At 60.8% G+C, this 14,723-nt stretch carries 21 protein-coding genes; all 21 read right to left on the reverse strand.

Annotation, left to right across the window (positions count from 1 at the left end; translation table 11 throughout):
• Nucleotides 1-22: 22 nt before the first annotated feature.
• A complete protein-coding gene (gene rpsK, locus C8C99_RS12695; protein ID WP_005793662.1) occupies nt 23-427 on the reverse strand; it encodes a 30S ribosomal protein S11 in 405 nt (134 codons plus the stop codon).
• A 16-nt stretch (nt 428-443) separates the two neighbouring features.
• Nucleotides 444-809: a 30S ribosomal protein S13 gene (gene rpsM / locus C8C99_RS12700; protein WP_008906516.1), complete on the reverse strand. Its 366-nt coding sequence runs from the start codon at nt 807-809 to the stop codon at nt 444-446.
• Between the two features lie 23 nt (nt 810-832).
• On the reverse strand, nt 833-946 hold the full coding sequence (rpmJ, locus tag C8C99_RS12705) for a 50S ribosomal protein L36 (protein WP_005793651.1): 114 nt from the start codon (nt 944-946) through the stop codon (nt 833-835).
• Between the two features lie 137 nt (nt 947-1,083).
• Complete coding sequence (gene secY, locus C8C99_RS12710) at nt 1,084-2,403, reverse strand: preprotein translocase subunit SecY (RefSeq protein ID WP_056065391.1); 1,320 nt, start codon at nt 2,401-2,403, stop codon at nt 1,084-1,086.
• 24 nt (nt 2,404-2,427) lie between these two features.
• Nucleotides 2,428-2,859 (reverse strand): 50S ribosomal protein L15, encoded by a 432-nt coding sequence (gene rplO, locus C8C99_RS12715; RefSeq protein ID WP_015016013.1) that lies wholly within the window; start codon nt 2,857-2,859, stop codon nt 2,428-2,430.
• A gap of 10 nt (nt 2,860-2,869) precedes the next feature.
• A complete protein-coding gene (gene rpmD / locus C8C99_RS12720; protein WP_005793644.1) occupies nt 2,870-3,052 on the reverse strand; it encodes a 50S ribosomal protein L30 in 183 nt (60 codons plus the stop codon).
• A gap of 14 nt (nt 3,053-3,066) precedes the next feature.
• Nucleotides 3,067-3,585, reverse strand: a complete 519-nt coding sequence (gene rpsE / locus C8C99_RS12725) for a 30S ribosomal protein S5 (protein WP_015016014.1) — start codon at nt 3,583-3,585, stop codon at nt 3,067-3,069.
• A 17-nt stretch (nt 3,586-3,602) separates the two neighbouring features.
• Nucleotides 3,603-3,968 (reverse strand): 50S ribosomal protein L18, encoded by a 366-nt coding sequence (rplR, locus tag C8C99_RS12730; protein WP_005793639.1) that lies wholly within the window; start codon nt 3,966-3,968, stop codon nt 3,603-3,605.
• Between the two features lie 11 nt (nt 3,969-3,979).
• Nucleotides 3,980-4,513, reverse strand: a complete 534-nt coding sequence (gene rplF / locus C8C99_RS12735) for a 50S ribosomal protein L6 (RefSeq protein ID WP_056647962.1) — start codon at nt 4,511-4,513, stop codon at nt 3,980-3,982.
• Nucleotides 4,514-4,538: 25 nt separating this feature from the next.
• Nucleotides 4,539-4,934 carry a 30S ribosomal protein S8 gene (rpsH, locus tag C8C99_RS12740; protein WP_005793636.1) on the reverse strand — a complete coding sequence of 132 codons (396 nt, stop codon included), beginning with the start codon at nt 4,932-4,934 and terminating at the stop codon, nt 4,539-4,541.
• A 20-nt stretch (nt 4,935-4,954) separates the two neighbouring features.
• Nucleotides 4,955-5,260, reverse strand: a complete 306-nt coding sequence (rpsN, locus tag C8C99_RS12745; protein ID WP_015016017.1) for a 30S ribosomal protein S14 — start codon at nt 5,258-5,260, stop codon at nt 4,955-4,957.
• A gap of 8 nt (nt 5,261-5,268) precedes the next feature.
• Nucleotides 5,269-5,808 carry a 50S ribosomal protein L5 gene (rplE, locus tag C8C99_RS12750; protein ID WP_005793632.1) on the reverse strand — a complete coding sequence of 180 codons (540 nt, stop codon included), beginning with the start codon at nt 5,806-5,808 and terminating at the stop codon, nt 5,269-5,271.
• 9 nt (nt 5,809-5,817) lie between these two features.
• A complete protein-coding gene (rplX, locus tag C8C99_RS12755) occupies nt 5,818-6,138 on the reverse strand; it encodes a 50S ribosomal protein L24 (RefSeq protein ID WP_008906524.1) in 321 nt (106 codons plus the stop codon).
• 9 nt (nt 6,139-6,147) lie between these two features.
• On the reverse strand, nt 6,148-6,516 hold the full coding sequence (gene rplN, locus C8C99_RS12760) for a 50S ribosomal protein L14 (RefSeq protein WP_007861702.1): 369 nt from the start codon (nt 6,514-6,516) through the stop codon (nt 6,148-6,150).
• 194 nt (nt 6,517-6,710) lie between these two features.
• Nucleotides 6,711-8,303: a glycerol-3-phosphate dehydrogenase/oxidase gene (locus tag C8C99_RS12765; RefSeq protein WP_056648356.1), complete on the reverse strand. Its 1,593-nt coding sequence runs from the start codon at nt 8,301-8,303 to the stop codon at nt 6,711-6,713.
• Between the two features lie 186 nt (nt 8,304-8,489).
• The gene (locus C8C99_RS12770) at nt 8,490-10,220 is read right to left on the reverse strand and encodes an ABC transporter substrate-binding protein (protein WP_056647959.1); all 1,731 of its coding nucleotides are present in this window, start codon (nt 10,218-10,220) and stop codon (nt 8,490-8,492) included.
• A 113-nt stretch (nt 10,221-10,333) separates the two neighbouring features.
• Nucleotides 10,334-10,642, reverse strand: a complete 309-nt coding sequence (locus C8C99_RS12775; RefSeq protein WP_056647956.1) for a DUF2160 domain-containing protein — start codon at nt 10,640-10,642, stop codon at nt 10,334-10,336.
• 12 nt (nt 10,643-10,654) lie between these two features.
• Nucleotides 10,655-11,467, reverse strand: a complete 813-nt coding sequence (locus C8C99_RS12780) for a carbohydrate ABC transporter permease (RefSeq protein WP_056647953.1) — start codon at nt 11,465-11,467, stop codon at nt 10,655-10,657.
• Nucleotides 11,460-12,356, reverse strand: a complete 897-nt coding sequence (locus C8C99_RS12785; protein WP_056647951.1) for a carbohydrate ABC transporter permease — start codon at nt 12,354-12,356, stop codon at nt 11,460-11,462. Before C8C99_RS12785 ends, C8C99_RS12780 begins: the two co-directional genes overlap by 8 nt.
• Nucleotides 12,353-13,429 carry an ABC transporter ATP-binding protein gene (locus tag C8C99_RS12790; protein WP_056647948.1) on the reverse strand — a complete coding sequence of 359 codons (1,077 nt, stop codon included), beginning with the start codon at nt 13,427-13,429 and terminating at the stop codon, nt 12,353-12,355. Before C8C99_RS12790 ends, C8C99_RS12785 begins: the two co-directional genes overlap by 4 nt.
• Before the next feature lies 1 nt (nt 13,430).
• Entirely contained in the window at nt 13,431-14,522 is a 1,092-nt protein-coding gene (locus C8C99_RS12795) for an ABC transporter ATP-binding protein (RefSeq protein WP_015016026.1), read from the reverse strand.
• Nucleotides 14,523-14,723 lie beyond the last annotated feature (201 nt).

Here is a 14,723-nt window from a genome sequence, read left to right on the forward strand (position 1 = left end):
CGGCGGTGGGCTTAGAGAGAGATTAGATACGACGACGCTTTTGAGGGCGGCAGCCGTTGTGAGGCACCGGGGTCACATCGGAGATCGACGTGATACGGATGCCCAGTGCGCCCAGTGCGCGCACCGACGACTCACGGCCAGGACCTGGGCCCTTGATTTCAACGTCAAGGTTCTTAATACCTTGATCGATGGCAGCGCGGCCAGCCACTTCCGAAGCCACTTGGGCTGCGAATGGAGTGGACTTGCGCGAGCCCTTGAAACCTTGGCCACCGGACGAGGCCCACGACAGGGCATTGCCCTGGCGGTCGGTGATCGTGATGATGGTGTTATTGAACGAGGCGTGCACGTGTGCAATGCCGTCCGAAACATTCTTCCGGACCTTCTTGCGGACGCGCTGAGCTGCGTTATTGGCAGGAGACTTAGCCATGATGATCTTTCAATCTTTATTTCTTCAGTGCAGCGGCACCCTTGCGCGGACCCTTGCGGGTACGGGCGTTGGTACGGGTGCGCTGACCACGCATTGGCAGACCGCGGCGATGGCGGAAGCCACGATAGCAGCCGATGTCCATCAAACGCTTGATGTTCATCGTGGTTTCGCGGCGCAGGTCACCTTCAATGGTGAACTGCTCGATTTGCTCGCGAATTTTTTCCAGGTCGCCGTCCGTCAGATCCTTGATCTTCTTGGAGTAAGCGATACCAGTTGCTTCGCAGATCTTGCGAGCGCGGGTGCGACCAATGCCAAAAATGGCGGTCAAACCGATTTCCGCGTGCTTGTGCGGCGGAATGTTAATGCCAGCGATACGTGCCATATGCGTCCTCTAATACTTTCCAATCAACCTTGGCGCTGCTTGTGACGCAGATCCGTGCAGATCACGCGCACCACACCCTTGCGGCGGATGATCTTGCAGTTGCGGCAGATTTTTTTGACCGAAGCCGAAACTCTCATTGCATTCTCCTAAAACTTTTCCATCCGTCCCGGCTGCTTCGCACGGAACACAATTTGTGCCCGCGAAAATCGTGGGGCGCCAACTCAACCGATATCCAACTCTTTGCAGTCAGCGCTGAACGCTGCCTTTGTCGCCATCAACCGCCTGCACTGCCCTTGAAGTTCGCCTTCTTGAGCAGCGACTCGTATTGCTGAGACATCATGTAGTTCTGGACCTGGGCCATGAAGTCCATGGTCACCACCACTATGATCAGCAGCGAAGTTCCACCAAAGTAAAACGGTACGTTGTACTTCAGGATCAGAAACTCCGGCAGCAGACACACGAATGTGATGTACACAGCACCAGCCAAGGTCAGGCGAACCAGGATCTTGTCGATGTAGCGTGCCGTTTGCTCACCTGGACGAATGCCCGGAATGAACGCGCCACTCTTCTTCAGGTTGTCTGCTGTTTCACGGCTGTTGAACACCAAGGCCGTGTAGAAGAAGCAGAAGAAGATGATCGCAGCAGCATAAAACATCACATAGATCGGCTGACCAGGGGTCAGTGCGCCGGAGATGTCCTTGAGCCAGCGCATCGATTCACCCGCGCTGAACCAGTTCACCACCGTAGCAGGTAGCAAGATGATCGACGATGCAAAGATCGGTGGAATCACACCGGCCATGTTCAGCTTCAGCGGCAAGTGCGACGATTGACCGCCATACACCTTGTTGCCGACCTGCCGCCGTGCATAGTTCACCAGAATCTTGCGCTGACCACGCTCCACGAACACCACGAAGTAGGTCACGAGACCGACCACGATGACGATAAAGATGGCGGCCAGAATGCTCATCGCACCGGTACGAACCAACTCCAGAAGACCACCAATCGAACTAGGCAATCCGGCAGCAATACCACCGAAAATCAGGATCGAGATCCCGTTGCCGAGTCCACGCTCGGTAATCTGCTCACCCAGCCACATCAGGAACATCGTGCCTGCCGTCAGGCTGACGACTGCAGTCAGTCGAAAGCCGAAACCGGGGCTCAACACGAGACCTGCCGAGCTTTCCAAGGCCACAGCGATACCCAGCGACTGAAACAGGGCCAGGCCCAAGGTTCCATAGCGCGTGTATTGCGTGATCTTCCGGCGACCAGCTTCGCCTTCCTTCTTCAACTGCTCAAACGCGGGCAGCACATAGGTCATCAGCTGCATGATGATCGATGCCGAGATGTACGGCATGATCCCCAGAGCAAACACCGTGAAACGCGACAGCGCGCCACCCGAGAACATGTTGAACAGGTTCAGGATGCCACCCTGCTGGCCACTGAACAGCTGCTGAAGTTGGGCTGGATCGATACCAGGCACAGGGATGTGAGCCCCGATGCGGTAAACGACCAGCGCCAGCAACAGAAAAACCAGACGCCGACGCAGGTCGCCGAATTTTCCGGTCTTTGCAATTTGAGCCGCGCTAGTAGCCACAGATGCCTTCCTTCAGTGCCACACTCAGGCGACGCTGCCGCCAGCAGCTTCAATCGCTGCCTTGGCACCAGCCGTAGCACCCACGCCAGACAGTTTGACTGCCTTGGTCAGGGAGCCGCTCTTGATGACCTTGACCACCTTGGCCAGCTCACCCACCAGACCTGCCTGCTTGAGTGCCAGCACGTCCACTTCGGCCAAGCCGAGTTGGTCCAGAGCCGTCAGCGTGACTTCTGCATTGAACTTGAGCAGATGCGACTTGAAGCCGCGCTTGGGCAAGCGACGTTGCAGAGGCATTTGACCGCCTTCGAAGCCCACCTTGTGGTAGCCACCGGAGCGGGACTTTTGGCCCTTGTGACCACGGCCAGCGGTCTTGCCCAGGCCGGAGCCGATACCACGGCCTACGCGGCGCTTGGCATGCTTGGCGCCGTCAGCGGGCTTGATGCTATTGAGTTCCATGATCTATCTCTCAGACGATTTTGACCAGGTAGCTGATCTTGTTAATCATGCCGCGAACTTCGGGCGAATCCTTCAATTCGCTGACGCTGTTCAGCTTGCGCAGACCCAGGCCACGGACTGTGGCGCGGTGCGATTCCTTGGTGCCGATCGGGCTGCGCACCAGTTGAATCTTGACGGTTTGTTGCGTTGTCATATTCAGGCTCCGGTTCAGGCGAAGATGTCTTCGACTGTCTTGCCGCGCTTGGCTGCCACATTCGACGGGGTGGTCGAATTGACAAGTGCGTCAAAGGTGGCACGGACCATGTTGTAGGGATTGGACGAACCGTGGCTCTTGGCCACAATATCGGTCACACCCAGCACTTCAAAGACTGCGCGCATTGGACCGCCAGCGATGATACCGGTACCCTTGGGAGCCGGAGCCATCATCACCACGGCCGCGCCATGATGGCCGGTCACGTTGTGATAGATGGTGCCGTTCTTCAGAGAAACCTTGACCATGTTGCGGCGGGCTTCTTCCATCGCTTTTTGCACGGCAGCAGGCACTTCCTTCGACTTGCCCTTACCCATGCCCACGCGGCCATCACCGTCGCCGACCACCGTCAGTGCGGCGAAACCGAGAATACGGCCACCCTTCACGACTTTGGTCACGCGGTTGACCGCGATCATTTTTTCGCGCAGACCGTCGTCACGACCTTCGTCTTGCACTTTGGGTTGAAATTTAGCCATTTTTTATTCCGCTCCGCTTAGAACTGCAGGCCGGCTTCACGGGCTGCGTCGGCCAGGGCCTTGACGCGACCGTGGTAGGCAAAGCCTGCGCGATCAAATGCAACCTTCTCGACACCTGCAGCCTTCGCCTTTTCAGCGATACGCTTGCCGATGATCTGGGCTGCAGCGGCATTGCCACCCTTGCCCGAACCGCCGAGCGACTTGCGCACGTCGGCTTCTGCCGTCGAAGCGCTTGCCAGCACCTTGCTGCCGTCGCCGGAGATCACACTGGCGTAGATATGGAGGTTCGTGCGGTTCACGGTGAGACGCGCCACGCCTTGCTGTGCAATGCGGATGCGGGTCTGGCGCGAACGACGAAGACGCTGCTCTTTCTTGGTCAACATGTTGCAGCTCCTTATTTCTTCTTGGTCTCTTTGATCGTGATCTTTTCGTCCGCATAGCGGATGCCCTTGCCCTTGTAGGGCTCGGGTGGACGAACAGCACGGATCTCAGCAGCGATCTGACCGACGCGCTGACGATCGGCACCCTTGATCACCACTTCAGTGGGGGTCGGGGTGGCAACCGTGATGCCAGCAGGCATGTCGATGTTGACCGGGTGCGAATAACCTACGGCCAGGTTCAGCTTGGAACCGGCTGCAGCAGCCTTGTAACCCACACCAACCAAGCTCAGCTTCTTCTCAAAGCCCTTGCTGACACCGACCACCATGTTGTTGACCAACTGGCGAATCGTGCCGCTCATGGCATTGGCTTCGCGGGAATCATTGGCAGGCTCAAAGCTGAGCTTGCCTTCATTGCTGGACACCTTCACCAGCGCGTTTTGCGCCAGCGACAAGGTACCACCAGAACCCTTGACAGAGATCTGGTCGCTTTTCACGGACACATCCACACCTGCGGGGATGGTCACGGGCATTTTTCCTACTCGGGACATTTCAGTTTCTCCTCAATGCCGCGGGTTAGGCCACGTAGCAGAGCACTTCGCCACCAACACCGGTAGCTCGCGCCTTGCGATCGGTCATCACGCCCTTGGGCGTCGTGACAATTGCCACACCCAGACCGTTCATGACTTGTGGAATGGAATCACGGCCTTTGTAGACACGCAGACCAGGGCGGCTGACACGCTCGATGCGCTCAATCACGGGACGGCCTGCGTAATACTTCAGGGCAATTTCGAGTTCGGACTTGCCAGCTTCGGTCTTGACCTGGAAGCCGTCGATATAACCTTCGTCCTTCAGCACTTGGGCGATGGCGATCTTCACTTTGGAAGAAGGCACCAGAACCGTGGCCTTGGAGACCATCTGTGCATTACGGATGCGGGTCAGCAAGTCAGCGATGGGATCACTCATGCTCATGTTTAATCTCTCCTGCCTGCTTACCAGCTGGCCTTGGTGACACCAGGGATGTCGCCATTGAAAGCCAGTTCGCGGATCTTGGCGCGAGCCAGACCGAATTGACGGAAGGTGCCACGTGGACGACCGGTGATTTCACAACGGTTGCGCTGACGTGTGGGATTGGCGTTGCGTGGGAGCTTTTGCAGGCCCAGGCGGGCTGCATCACGCTCTTCGTCGCTACGCTTGGCATCGCCAGCGATTGCCTTCAGTTCCGCATACTTGGTTGCGTACTTGGCTGCCAGTTTTTCGCGCTTCAGTTCGCGCTGGATCAAAGCTACTTTAGCCATGCTTCGCCTCAGTTCTTGAACGGGAAACGGAAACCAGCGAGAAGCGCCTTGGCTTCTTCGTCGGACTTGGCCGTCGTGGTGATGCTGATATTGAGACCGCGCAAAGCGTCAACCTTGTCGTACTCAATTTCAGGGAAGATGATCTGTTCTTTGACGCCGATGTTGTAGTTGCCACGGCCATCGAAAGCGCGACCGGAGATACCACGGAAGTCACGAACGCGGGGCAGAGCCACGGTCACGAAACGGTCCAGGAACTCATACATCTGCACGCCACGCAGCGTGACCATGCAACCGATGGCCTGGCCTTCGCGGATCTTGAAACCGGCGATAGCCTTCTTGGCCTTGGTCACCACAGGCTTCTGACCAGCAATCTTGGTCAGGTCAGCCACGGCGTTGTCCATCACCTTCTTGTCCGAGACTGCTTCGCTCACGCCCATGTTCAGGGTGATCTTGGTCAGACGGGGAACCTGCATCGGCGAGGTGTAACCGAACTGCTTGGTCAGCTCGGGAGCGATCTTGTCGCGGTAAATTTCTTGGAGTCGTGCCATGTTTACCCCTTAGGCCGCCTTGATTTCAGCGCCGCTGGACTTGAACACGCGAACGCGCGTGCCGTCAGCCTGCACCTTGATGCCCACGCGATCCGCCTTGCCGGTGGCGGCATTGAAGATAGCGACGTTGGACTGGTGAATCGGCATGGCCTTTTCGATGATGCCGCCGGTCGTGCCCTTCATGGGGTTTGGCTTGGCGTGCTTCTTGACGAGGTTGATGCCGTCGATGACGAGGTGGGAGTCATCCTTGCGCAGCGACACAGTGCCGCGCTTACCCTTGTCACGGCCGGTCAGCACGATGACTTCGTCGCCCTTGCGAATCTTATTCATGGCGCGTCCTTAGAGAACTTCAGGAGCCAGGGACACGATCTTCATGAACTTCTCGGTACGCAGTTCACGCGTCACGGGTCCAAAGATGCGGGTGCCGATGGGCTCCAACTTTGCATTCAGCAACACTGCAGCATTGCCGTCGAATTTCACGAGCGAACCATCGCCGCGACGAATACCCTTCGCCGTGCGAACCACCACTGCGCTGTAAACCTCGCCTTTTTTGACGCGGCCACGTGGAGCGGCTTCTTTGATGCTCACCTTGATGATGTCGCCAACGCTTGCATAGCGACGCTTCGAGCCACCCAGCACCTTAATGCAAAGGACGGACTTGGCGCCGGTATTATCGGCAACCTCTAACCGAGATTCTGTCTGGATCATTTCAATATTCCCAACTTGCACCAGAAGACAACAGCCCCAGAGAACTTCTCAAGGGCTGCAGATCAGCCAGTCAGTCTTGGGCCCGTCGTCCGCACCGCAAACCATTTGCAGCACTTCCCGCTGGGCAGAAACTTCGCGCTTTAAACGCGAAGCCCTCGATTATTGCAAAGGACTTTCAGGAAGTCAAGCGTGTGCTACGCAGGCACATGCAGATACTGTTGCGCCAGGGTCAGAAAGGCCGCCAGCTGCGGGTCTGCACCCAACTCCTCACGCAGAATGTCCGCAACGAGGGGGGCCAGCTCAATGGCCTTGCGGGCGTCCAGGAACAGCAGGCGCGAGCGGCGAGCCAGCACGTCTTCCACGGTGCAGGCGTATTCGTGGCGGGCAGCAAAGCGCACCATCGCTTCCGTGAGGCCTTCGCCCAGACTCCTCTCGGCGCCCGGGGTTCGCAGCACCTCAGCCGCCTCACTGCCGTACGAATGCAGACCCTGGGCATCGCTGATACGGTGCCGCACCGGCTCCCGCGGCGTTCCCACCAGGGGCAGGTGATTGGTCACGCCTGCAGGCTTTTCTGGCAGCAGTCCCGTGGTGAAGCATTTTTGCAACACATCTTCGGCCATGGCGCGGTACGTGGTCCATTTGCCACCGGTCACGGTGATCAGACCACTGCGGCTCGCCAGCACCGTGTGCTCCCGGCTGATTTTCTTGGTGTTATCGCCGTCGTCGTCCTGCGGCTTGACCAGCGGGCGCAAGCCCACCCAGATGCTGCGGATGTCCTCGACGCGGGGCGCGCGGGTCAGGTAGCGGGCGGATTCCTCCAGGATGAACCGCACTTCCTCCCGGAAGGGCTCGGGCTCACGCACTACGTCCTGGCGTGGGCTGTCGGTGGTGCCCAGAATGAGTTTGCCCAGCCAAGGCACCGCAAACAGCACGCGGCCATCGGCCGTCTTGGGCACCATCAAGGCGTGGTCAGACGGCAAGAATTCCCGGTCCACCACGATGTGCACGCCTTGGCTGGGCGCCACCATGGGCTTGACGGGCCGACCGATGGCTTCACCATCCATCTGGCGCAAGGTGTCCACCCACACGCCCGTGGCGTTGACCACCGACCGGGCGCGCACGGAGAACTGCTGGCCGCTGTCCGCGTCCTCGCAGACAAAGCCCACGACCTTGCCGGCCTCATGGACCAAAGATTTGGCTGGGCAGTAATTGACCACCAAGGCGCCCAGGCTGGCCGCCGTGCGCGCCAGCGCCAGCGCCAGGCGCGCATCGTCGAACTGGCCATCCCAGTATTTGACCCCGCCTTTGAGGCCCTCGGTCCGGGCGGTGGGCAGGCACCGCAGGGTGCTCTCGCGCCCCAGGAACTGCGTGGCGCCCAGGCCCGCCTTACCCGCCAGCGCGTCGTACATCATCAGCCCGACACCATAAAAGGGGGTTTCCCAAAAACGGTACGACGGCATTACGAAGGGCAATGGCTGCGCGAGGTGGGGCGCGTTGTGCAGCAGCGTGGTGCGCTCATGCAGCGCCTCGCGCACCAGGGCGATGTTGCCCTGCGCCAGATAACGGACTCCGCCATGCACCAGCTTCGTGGCGCGGGACGACGTCCCTTTGGCGAAATCGTGGGAATCCACCAGGACCACGCTGAAGCCGCGCGCCGCAGCATCCAGCGCCACCCCCAGGCCCGTCGCGCCCCCGCCGATCACGGCGAGGTCATAGTGGTGCGGCTGGGCAAGGCGGGCCAGGAGGTCGGCGCGCCGTGTGGGGAGGGGAGCGGTGGCAATGGTCATGGGGTGATTGTCCATGGGCGGAGCAAAAACCAAGGGTTTACCCTTGAATTCCTGACACTCCCGGGGTGAGAACCCGCCCCAAGCCCAATGGAGGCCGGGGCGGTATGGAGCAAAAAAGGCAGCCAGAGACCTTGTGAGCCCTGGCTGCCGATCAATGGTGGTTACATGAACCCCTTGATCTGTGGATCAGCGCGTCTTGCCGTCCTTCCACGCTTGCAGGAGCGTGCCGTAGGCAATCGTCTGGCCCTTTGGCTTCTCATTGGCCAGCTTGGCCCAAGGCGCCTGCTTGTCGCTCAGCCACTTCGCGGGGTCGCTCTTGGGGTTCAGCTTGGGTGCGCAATGCGCCATGCCAGCCCGTTCCAGACGGGCCATCACCTGGTCCATCTCGTCGGCCAGCGTGTCCATGGCGCCCTGGGGGGTCTTTTCACCCGTCACAGCCTGGGCCACGTTCTTCCACCAGAGCTGCGCCAGCTTGGGGTAGTCGGGCACGTTGGTACCGGTGGGCGACCATGCCACGCGGGCAGGGCTGCGGTAGAACTCCACCAGTCCGCCGAGCTTGGGTGCGGCATCGGTCATGGCCTTGGACTGGATGTCGCTCTCGCGGATCGGGGTCAGGCCTGTCAGCGTCTTCTTGAGCGACGTGGTCTTGGCGGTCACAAACTGGGCGTACAGCCAGGCGGCAGCCGTCTTGTTGGCATCATGGTCCTTGAAGAAAGTCCACGAACCCACGTCCTGGTAGCCGTTCTGCATGCCCTGCTTCCAGTACGGGCCGTTGGGGCCTGGGGCCATGCGCCACTTGGGCGTGCCGTCGGCGTTCATCACAGGCAGGCCAGGCTTGGTCATGTCGGCCGTGAACGCGGTGTACCAGAAGATCTGCTGGGCGATCTGGCCCTGGGCGGGCACGGGGCCGGCTTCGCCGAAGGTCATGCCCGTGGCTTCCTTGGGCGCGTACTTCTTCATCCAGTCCACGTACTTGGTGAGGGCGTAGACGGCGGCGGGCGAGTTGGTCGCACCGCCACGGGCCACGCTGGCACCTACAGGGGTGCACTTGTCGTCAGCCACACGGATGCCCCACTCGTCGATCGGCAGGCCGTTGGGAGCGCCAATGTCGGCAGCACCTGCCATGGACAGCCAGGCGTCGGTGAAACGCCAGCCCAGCGACGGGTCCTTCTTGCCGTAGTCCATGTGGCCATAGATCGGCTTGCCGTCGATGTTCTTCACGTCGTTGGTGAAGAACTCGGCGATGTCCTCGTAGGCGCTCCAGTTCAGCGGCACGCCCAGGTCGTAGCCGTACTTGGCCTTGAACTTGTCCTTGATGTCCTTGCGGTCGAACAGATCGGCGCGGAACCAGTACAGGTTGGCGAACTGCTGGTCGGGCAACTGGTACAGCTTGCCATCGGGCGCGGTCGTGAACTTGGTGCCGATGTAGTCCTTGATGTCGATGCCGGGGTTTGTCCACTCCTTGCCCGCGCCGCCCATGTAGTCGGTCAGGTTCATGATCTTGCCGTAACGGTAGTGCGTACCGATCAGGTCAGAGTCCGAGATCCAGCCGTCATAGATCGACTTGCCCGACTGCATGGAGGTCTGCAGCTTCTCGACCACATCACCTTCCTGGATCAGGTCGTGCTTGACCTTGATGCCCGTGATTTCTTCGAACGCCTTGGCGAGCGTCTTGGACTCATATTCGTGGGTGGTGATGGTTTCCGACACCACCGAGATCTCCTTCACACCCTTGGCCTGCAGTTTCTTGGCCGCGTCCATGAACCACTTCATCTCGGCCATCTGCTGGTCTTTGCTCAGCGTGGAGGGCTGAAACTCGCTGTCGATCCATTTCTTGGCCTCCGCCTCGCCCGCCATGGCGGCCTGACCCGTCATGACCGCCACTGCCAGTGCCAGCGCTGTGTACCGCGTCTTCATAGTGCCTGTCTCCTCATAGTCATCTCCCCTTTGGATGCAAGGGTCGCGCAGCTCCGGGGAAGGGTTGAGCCGCACGACGGGAACCATTGAAATCAAAGCTGCCCGGAGGCATCTCACCCTTTGCGCAGGATGAACACCAGCAGCGCCATCGACAGCACAAAGCTGATCCAGATCGACGGATCGCCTTGCAGGCTGAACCACTGGGCCAGCTTGCCGCTGATGCCCACAAAAATCAGATTCACATAAGCCGCTGACAACAGGCCGATAAACAGCCGGTCGCCGCGCGTGGTCTCCAGCGGCAAAAAGCCCCTGCGCATCACTGTGGGGGACTTGATCTCCCACACCGTCATGCCAATCAGCATCAGCACGATGCAAACGAAGAACACCGCCACAGGCAGCGTCCAGGCCATCCAGTCAAACATGTCGCTGCCTCCTCAAACACGCCCCATCGCAAAGCCTTTTGCGATGTAGTGGCGAACAAACCAGATCACGATGGCACCCGGCACGATGGTCAGCACCCCAGCAGCCGCGAGCGTGGCCCAGTCCATGCCCGAGGCGCTGACGGTGCGTGTCATCGTGGCCACGATGGGCTTGGCATTCACGCTGGTCAGCGTGCGCGCCAGCAGTAGCTCCACCCAGCTGAACATGAAGCAGAAGAACGCCGCCACACCCACGCCCGCCTTGATGAGCGGCAGGAAGATGGTCATGAAAAAGCGCGAAAAGCTGTAGCCGTCGATGTAGGCCGTCTCGTCAATTTCACGAGGGATGCCGCTCATGAAACCTTCGAGAATCCACACCGCCAGCGGCACGTTGAACAAGAGGTGCGCCAGCGCTACGGCGATGTGCGTGTCCATCAGCCCCACGGTCGTGTACAGCTGGAAGAACGGCAGCAAAAACACGGCCGGCGGCGTCATGCGGTTGGTCAGCAGCCAGAAGAACACATGCTTGTCGCCCAGGAACTGGTAGCGGCTGAACGCATAAGCCGCAGGCAGCGCCACGGTGAGCGAGATCACCGTGTTGATGCCCACGTAGATCAGGCTGTTGATGTAGCCCGAATACCAGGACTCGTCCGTGAAGATGGTCTTGTAGTTATCCCAGGTGAAATGCTGGGGGAAGAACGAGAACGTCGACAGGATCTCCGCGTTCGTCTTGAAGCTCATGTTGACCATCCAGTAGATGGGCAGCACGGCGAAGATGAGGTAGACGACAAGGAAGATCGACCGCTTCTGGAAGCGCTTTTCATTCATGGCCGGCCCCTTCGTTGCTGGCGGTGCCCACGCGCTGCATCCAGTTGTAGAGGATGAAGCACAGCAGCAGGATGATGAAGAAATAGATCAGCGAGAACGCTGCGGCAGGGCCCAGATCAAACTGGCCCACGGCCTTGGTCGTGAGGTACTGGCTCAGGAAGGTGGTGGCATTGCCTGGCCCGCCGCCCGTGAGCACAAAGGGCTCGGTGTAGATCATGAAACTGTCCATGAAGCGCAGCAGCACGGCAATCATCAGCACGCCGCGCATCTTGGGCAGCTGGATGTAGCGGAACACCGCGAACTTGCTGGCGCCGTCAATGCGCGCGGCCTGGTAGTACGCGTCCGGGATGGAGCGCAGCCCGGCAAACGCCAGCAGCGCGACCAGCGGCGTCCAGTGCCACACATCCATCAGCAGCACCGTGAGCCAGGCCTGCGTGGCGTTGCCGGTGTAGCTGTATTCGATGCCCATCTGCTGCAGCAGCCGGCCCATGAGGCCGATGTCGGCACGGCCATAGATCTGCCAGATGGTGCCCACCACGTTCCACGGAATCAGCAGCGACAGCGCCACCACCACCAGCACGGCGGACGACTTCCAGCCCTGCGCGGGCATGGAGAGCGCGAGCAGGATGCCCAGCGGAATCTCCACCGCCAGCACGGCCAGCGAGAAGGTGAGCTGGCGCAGCAGCGCGGCGTGCAGCTCCTCGTCGCGCATCACCTGCACGAACCACTCGGTGCCCACGAACACGCGGCGCTCGGGGCTGATGATGTCCTGCACCGAGTAGTTCACCACCGTCATCAGCGGCAGGATGGCCGAGAAGGCCACACACAGAATCACGGGCAGGATCAGGAACCAGGCTTTCTGGTTGACGGGCTTGGTCGTTGTGCTCATCCCAGGAGCTCCTCATTTTGGTAGAAGCAGGTGTGCTCACCCAGCACCTGCAGCCAGGCCGTGTCACCGGCCGATGGCAGTCGCGTCTCGGGCGTGAAACGCGCCTTGACGGTGTGCTCACCCACCTTGGCGGTCAGCATCTGATAGGTGCCAATGTCCTGCACCTGCACCACCGTGCCGGGCAGTGCACCTGCCTGTTGCGGCTGGGCCAGCGCCAGGTATTCGGGGCGGATGCCGACCTGCAGGGCGCCAGCGGGCAGCGTGCGGCCCACGGGGCTGGCCAGGCGGTTGCCGGCCACGGTGAGGCTGCCGCCCTCGCTGTGCGCTGGCAAGAAGTTCATGCCCGGCGAACCAATGAAGTGGCCCACGAAGGTGTGTGCGGGCCGCTCGAACAAGGCGTCGGCCGAGCCTACCTGCACGGCCTTGCCGCGCGTCATCACCACCACCTGGTCGGCAAAGGTCAGTGCCTCCACCTGGTCGTGCGTGACGTAGATCAGCGTGAGCTTGAGTTCGTGGTGAATCTGCTTGAGTTTGCGCCGCAACTGCCACTTGAGATGGGGGTCGATCACCGTGAGCGGCTCGTCGAACAGTACGGCGGCCACATCGGCGCGCACCAAGCCACGGCCAAGCGAGATCTTCTGCTTGGCATCGGCCGCCAGGCCTGCGGCGCGCTGGTTGAGCTGCCCACTCATCTCCAGCATCTCGGCAATCACACCCACGCGCTGCTTGATCTGGTCCTCAGGCACCTTGCGGTTACGCAACGGGAAGGCCAGGTTCTCGGCCACCGTCATGGTGTCGTAGATCACGGGGAACTGGAACACCTGGGCGATGTTGCGCTCCTGCGGGCTGGCGCGCGTCACGTCGCGGCCGTCAAACAGCACCTTGCCATGCGAGGGCACGAGCAGCCCCGACATGATGTTGAGCATGGTGGTCTTGCCACAGCCCGAAGGGCCGAGCAGCGCATACGCGCCGCCGTCCTCGAACTCCATCTTGAGCGGCAGCAGCGCGTAGTCGCTGTCCTGCTGCGGGTTGGGCTTGTACGAATGCGCCAAGTCCAGGCTGATGCGGGCCATGTCAGCGCCCTCCTTGTGCGGTAGCAGGCCGGGCGGGCGCCCAGGCCAGTCGGCCGTCGGCACCAAACACGTAGGCCTGGGCGGGGTCCAGGTGCAGCGTGATGGGCGTGCCCAGTTCAAAGTAATGCACGCCGGTCAGCTGCGCCACCAGGTCACCCCAGGGCGTGGCCGCGTGCACAAAGGTGTCGGAGCCCGAAATCTCGGCCAGCTCCACCACCCCTGCCACACTGACGTCGCCCGGGCGGGCCGCCACGCGCAGCGCACTGGCGCGCACGCCCACCGTGAGGCCGGCAGCTGCCGCCACGCCTTGTGGGAGCGGCACGCTCAGCTCCAAGCCGCCCTGCAGGCGCACACCGGCAGGCGTGGCCGAGGCGGCAATCAGGTTCATCGGCGGGTCGCTGAAAGCGCGCGCCACGCGCAGTGAATTGGGCGCATGGAACACCTCGGCCGTGGGGCCGTACTGCAGCAGCTGGCCTTCGTCCAGCACCGCCGTGTAGCCTCCCAGCAGCAGGGCCTCGCCCGGCTCGGTGGTGGCATAGACCACGGTGGACTGGCCGGCGGCAAACAGCTGGGTCAGCTCTTCGCGCAGTTCTTCGCGCAGCTTGTAGTCCAGGTTCACCAGGGGCTCATCTAGCAGCATCAGGGGCGCACCCTTGGCCAGGGCGCGGGCCAGTGCCACGCGCTGCTGCTGGCCGCCCGACAGCTCGGCCGGATAGCGGTCCAGGAACATGTCGATGTGCAGGCGGCTGGCAATTTCACGCACGCGGGCGTCGATGTTCTTTTCGCCGCGCAGCTTCAGGGGCGACGCAATGTTGGCCGCCACCTTCATCGAGGGGTAGTTGATGAACTGCTGGTACACCATGGCCACATTGCGGTCGCGCACGGGGGTGCCCGTCACGTCCTTGCCATCCACCAACACACGCCCGTGGGTGGGCACATCCAACCCCGCCATGATGCGCATCAGGCTGGTCTTGCCCGCCTGGGTCGCCCCCAGCAGCACCGTCACGGCATTGGGCTGCAGCGACAGGTTCATGTCGTACAGCCAGGTCTGCGCCCCGACTTTTTTGCTGATGCTGTCCAACGCCAGCTGCATGAAGCATCCTCTTCCGGCCCTGCGGCCTGTGTGAAAGGGCTGCACACACGCACGGCAGCCCTCAAATTTCGATCTTTTTCATTTTTGTTCCTTTTTGTTCGAATCGAATCAAGGTTTACCCTTAATCAATTCGTTTTTGTTCGATTTACAGTCTTTGGCGTGTCACCGGGCACCAAAGCGAATGTTTCATATTCGTTACGA

Source organism: Acidovorax sp. 107 (assembly GCF_003058055.1).
Classification (GTDB): Bacteria; Pseudomonadota; Gammaproteobacteria; order Burkholderiales; family Burkholderiaceae_C; genus Acidovorax.

Excerpts from the sequence above, each read along its gene's own strand:
- rpsK (WP_005793662.1), bottom strand. The coding sequence starts at position 427 with ATGGCTAAGTCTCCTGCCAATAACGCAGCTCAGCGCGTCCGCAAGAAG.
- rpsM (WP_008906516.1), bottom strand. The coding sequence starts at position 809 with ATGGCACGTATCGCTGGCATTAACATTCCGCCGCACAAGCACGCGGAA.
- rpmJ (WP_005793651.1), bottom strand. The coding sequence starts at position 946 with ATGAGAGTTTCGGCTTCGGTCAAAAAAATCTGCCGCAACTGCAAGATC.
- rplO (WP_015016013.1), bottom strand. The coding sequence starts at position 2,859 with ATGGAACTCAATAGCATCAAGCCCGCTGACGGCGCCAAGCATGCCAAG.
- rpmD (WP_005793644.1), bottom strand. The coding sequence starts at position 3,052 with ATGACAACGCAACAAACCGTCAAGATTCAACTGGTGCGCAGCCCGATC.
- rpsE (WP_015016014.1), bottom strand. The coding sequence starts at position 3,585 with ATGGCTAAATTTCAACCCAAAGTGCAAGACGAAGGTCGTGACGACGGT.
- rplR (WP_005793639.1), bottom strand. The coding sequence starts at position 3,968 with ATGTTGACCAAGAAAGAGCAGCGTCTTCGTCGTTCGCGCCAGACCCGC.
- rplF (WP_056647962.1), bottom strand. The coding sequence starts at position 4,513 with ATGTCCCGAGTAGGAAAAATGCCCGTGACCATCCCCGCAGGTGTGGAT.
- rpsH (WP_005793636.1), bottom strand. The coding sequence starts at position 4,934 with ATGAGCATGAGTGATCCCATCGCTGACTTGCTGACCCGCATCCGTAAT.
- rpsN (WP_015016017.1), bottom strand. The coding sequence starts at position 5,260 with ATGGCTAAAGTAGCTTTGATCCAGCGCGAACTGAAGCGCGAAAAACTG.
- rplE (WP_005793632.1), bottom strand. The coding sequence starts at position 5,808 with ATGGCACGACTCCAAGAAATTTACCGCGACAAGATCGCTCCCGAGCTG.
- rplX (WP_008906524.1), bottom strand. The coding sequence starts at position 6,138 with ATGAATAAGATTCGCAAGGGCGACGAAGTCATCGTGCTGACCGGCCGT.
- rplN (WP_007861702.1), bottom strand. The coding sequence starts at position 6,516 with ATGATCCAGACAGAATCTCGGTTAGAGGTTGCCGATAATACCGGCGCC.
- C8C99_RS12765 (WP_056648356.1), bottom strand. The coding sequence starts at position 8,303 with ATGACCATTGCCACCGCTCCCCTCCCCACACGGCGCGCCGACCTCCTG.
- C8C99_RS12770 (WP_056647959.1), bottom strand. The coding sequence starts at position 10,220 with ATGAAGACGCGGTACACAGCGCTGGCACTGGCAGTGGCGGTCATGACG.
- C8C99_RS12775 (WP_056647956.1), bottom strand. The coding sequence starts at position 10,642 with ATGTTTGACTGGATGGCCTGGACGCTGCCTGTGGCGGTGTTCTTCGTT.
- C8C99_RS12780 (WP_056647953.1), bottom strand. The coding sequence starts at position 11,467 with ATGAATGAAAAGCGCTTCCAGAAGCGGTCGATCTTCCTTGTCGTCTAC.
- C8C99_RS12785 (WP_056647951.1), bottom strand. The coding sequence starts at position 12,356 with ATGAGCACAACGACCAAGCCCGTCAACCAGAAAGCCTGGTTCCTGATC.
- C8C99_RS12790 (WP_056647948.1), bottom strand. The coding sequence starts at position 13,429 with ATGGCCCGCATCAGCCTGGACTTGGCGCATTCGTACAAGCCCAACCCG.
- C8C99_RS12795 (WP_015016026.1), bottom strand. The coding sequence starts at position 14,522 with ATGCAGCTGGCGTTGGACAGCATCAGCAAAAAAGTCGGGGCGCAGACC.